Consider the following 3,074-nt stretch of genomic DNA (forward strand, 5'->3'; position numbering starts at 1 on the left):
AGGTAGCTCTATCATCGGAGCAGCGCATGTCGCTACGTGTGGGCCTCGCGTCAGGCCTTACATTCCTCAGCACTGCTGGAATTAGCATAGCAGGCGTCTATGGAGCTTTTGGAGCGACGCTTCATCTCGCGTCGCGGCTCCAGACAATGGCGAATCCGGGCACCACACTTTGTGATGCAAGCACGCGAGCAGCCGCTGGACCCTCCGTTGAGTTCACCTCGTTGGGGCAGAAAGCATTGCGAGGTTTCAGCAATCAGCAGGATGTGTTTGTTTTGACGGGAGTGCAGCATCGTACTTCCAGATTTAGTGAAGCGGTATCGCGAGGCCTGAGCCCGCTCGTTGGGCGTGACAGCGAGCTCGATGAACTAAACAAGATCGCCGCGCGTGTTCTCGCCGGCTCATCCGCCGCCGTTTCAATCGCCGGTGAGGCAGGAGTAGGTAAGTCCCGCCTCGCTTGGGAGTTTACCAAACAGCTTCAGGCCGATGGCTGGCGAATCGTTCAGGCAGATGCCGTTTCATACGGGCGGAACGTGCCGTATCAACTCATCGGCTCCGTGCTTCGCTCAACTTTTGGAATCGATCCAAGCATTGAGCCATCTGCGTCAGCCGATGGCATTCGAAAGCAAGTAGCCGAGATTGGCGATGGCACGGTTCATTTAGGTGCTCTTCTGTCGCTCCTGGCGCTGCCGTTGGGTGAAGATGCCGCCGCGTGGGATGGATTGGATCCACTACATCGAGGCGACGCCTTGCGTGACACCGTGCGGACTTTGTTTGACGCGATCAGTGGACGCCGGCCCGTCGTATTATTGTTGGAGGATTTGCAGTGGGGTGACGAGCAAAGTCGAAAGCTTCTCGACTTTGCTCCATCATCTGGTTGCAGGCTGTTGCTTCTGGCAACCAATAGGCCGGATTTCGCTCCAACGATGACCGGTCAGGCCACAAGCGTGATCTCTCTTGCAGCTCTCTCGTCTAGCGATACGCAACGATTGATGCGAGAGGCATTCCCAGGCGTTGCCGATCATTGGTTGCGCCAGAGACTGGTGGCGCGGTCTGCTGGAAATCCATTTTTCTTGGAAGAGCTGGCTCGCAACGTGTTGGCGACAGACATTTCCGACAACGCCGGGCATGCCCATCAGCCTGAAATTCCGCTAACGATCCAAGCGGTCATTGCTGCTCGTCTGGATCGCCTGGATGCCGAACACAAACGAATTGTAACAGCTGCTTCTGCGCTTGGAAACCGGTTCTCTCTTCAAATACTCCGCGCCATTCTCGATTCCGGCTCAGACGCGAGTTTTCATCGAAGCCTGCATTCGTTATGCGGTTCTGGAACGCTTCAGCAGTTCGACACGGACGAGGCCAGCTTTGCACATGCTCTAATCCAGGAAGTCGCATACTCGAGACTTCCACGAGGGCAGCGCCGCGATCTGCACAGCCAAATTGTGGCGGCGCTGTTGAGAATACATTCTGACCGCCTCGATGAACACGCCGAGATGATCGTTTATCACGCCGCGCTTGGGGAGGTTTGGGAGGAACTGCTCAAGGCTGCTGTCATAGCTGGTCGCCGGGCTGCCGGCCGATCCGCGTATGTCGAAGCATCACGCCTCTTCGATCATGGAATCACCGCGTGCAGACACCTGCCGCATTCGTCAGATCGACTGCGGAGCGAAATTGATTTGCGCTTCGAGCTGCGTAATACGCTTTTTCCCACCGCAGGCATTGAGAGAAGCCTGGCCAACTCCACGGCAGCAGAGAAACTTGCGGTGGAGCTGGGAGATCGGCATCGGCTCGGATGGGCGACTGCTTATGTTGCTCGAGATTTGCAGCTTGTGGGTCGTCCTGGTGCGAGCATGGTATCGGCAGCCCGAGCATTGGAGTTTGCCGACGGCGACAGAAGCCTGACGCGCGCGGCACAATATTTCGGGGCACAAGCTGCTTATTCGCGGGGCGACTATGCCGACTCCGCTGCTACGCTCCGGAAGTTGATCCATGATTTGGAGTCGCGCGATCCCTTGGCGTGGGCAGGAACACCAGGGCCCTCAGTCATCTTCTATCGGGCCTGGCTCGTTTGGGCACTATCTCAACAAGGACATGCTGATGAGTCGGTGGCAGTTGCGCGCGTGATGCGTAGCCTGGCCGATGAAGTAAACTTGCCGCTGTGCAGGACAATCGCACATTTGAGTGAAGGTTTCGCTCTCGCTCTTGCCGGGCGCCCTGCAGAGGCCGAGGTCACCTTGCGGATTAGTCTCTCGTTGTGCCGGAAATGGGAGTTCTTCGCTTGGTCAACCAACATCTGTCTGAATCTAGGCTACGTCCTGGCTCACTTGGGCTTGTTCGAGGAGGCGTTTGACCTTTTTCAGCAGGCCATACATCGTACGACGACCAGCGGCATCTTCGTAAACCACGCTCTTGAACTTGCACGGTTCGCCGAAGCAAATCATCTTGCGGGTCGCCTCGACGAAGCCGTTCGGCTCTCCGAGCGAGCCATCGAAGTGGCTGGTTTGTACGAAGAGAGAGGGAACGAAGCATGGGCGACGGTGGCATTGGCTGAAGCCTTGTCAGCTCTTGGCTTGGTCGTCAGCGCCAAGACTCACTATGCAGCCGCCCTTCGGTTAGGCACCGAGTGCCAAATGGCGCCTGTCATTCGTCGGTGCAATGAAGGGCTTTCTAGACTTTACGATGAGCCAGATCGTGCTCGCGTTGCGAGCACGACGACCGGTGCGAAGGCAAGCGGCGCGCCGTAGTTCCGAGCTCCGTCGTTCGAAAGGTCATTGGCAGAACCATATGGCGGCGGACGCATCCCCTGACGTCATCCACGGTCGAGCCTCGACGGAAGCCTCGGATAGCCCGCAGGGGCCGCGATCAGCTGCCAAGGCGGGCCATCAAGCGCTTGGGACCGCGGAAGGCAATGGTCCGGGTGTATTCGATTGGCTGGTCCTCCACCAGCGCAAGCGTGGGATAACGCCTGACGATCTCCTCGAGCAGCACCATAAGCTGCAGCCGGGCCAAGGGCGCACCGATGCAAAAGTGCGTCCCCCTGCCAAAGGATACATGCTCGCTCGCATTTGGCCGTCTGA

At 57.9% G+C, this 3,074-nt stretch carries 2 protein-coding genes; one reads left to right on the forward strand and one right to left on the reverse strand.

Going from position 1 to position 3,074, the window contains the following annotated elements; genetic code table 11:
• Nucleotides 1–146: 146 nt before the first annotated feature.
• Nucleotides 147–2,741 (forward strand): ATP-binding protein, encoded by a 2,595-nt coding sequence (locus tag AC1D00_RS33920; RefSeq protein WP_477013671.1) that lies wholly within the window; start codon nucleotides 147–149, stop codon nucleotides 2,739–2,741.
• A 118-nt stretch (nucleotides 2,742–2,859) separates the two neighbouring features.
• Here AC1D00_RS33920 and AC1D00_RS33925 read toward each other — a convergent pair.
• The coding region (locus tag AC1D00_RS33925) for a cytochrome P450 (RefSeq protein WP_477013672.1) at nucleotides 2,860–3,074 on the reverse strand (215 nt) is incomplete at its 5' end.

The sequence above is a fragment of the Bradyrhizobium sp. P2_E8 genome (assembly GCF_056403875.1).

Excerpts from the sequence above, each read along its gene's own strand:
- AC1D00_RS33920 (WP_477013671.1), top strand. The coding sequence starts at position 147 with ATGGCGAATCCGGGCACCACACTTTGTGATGCAAGCACGCGAGCAGCC.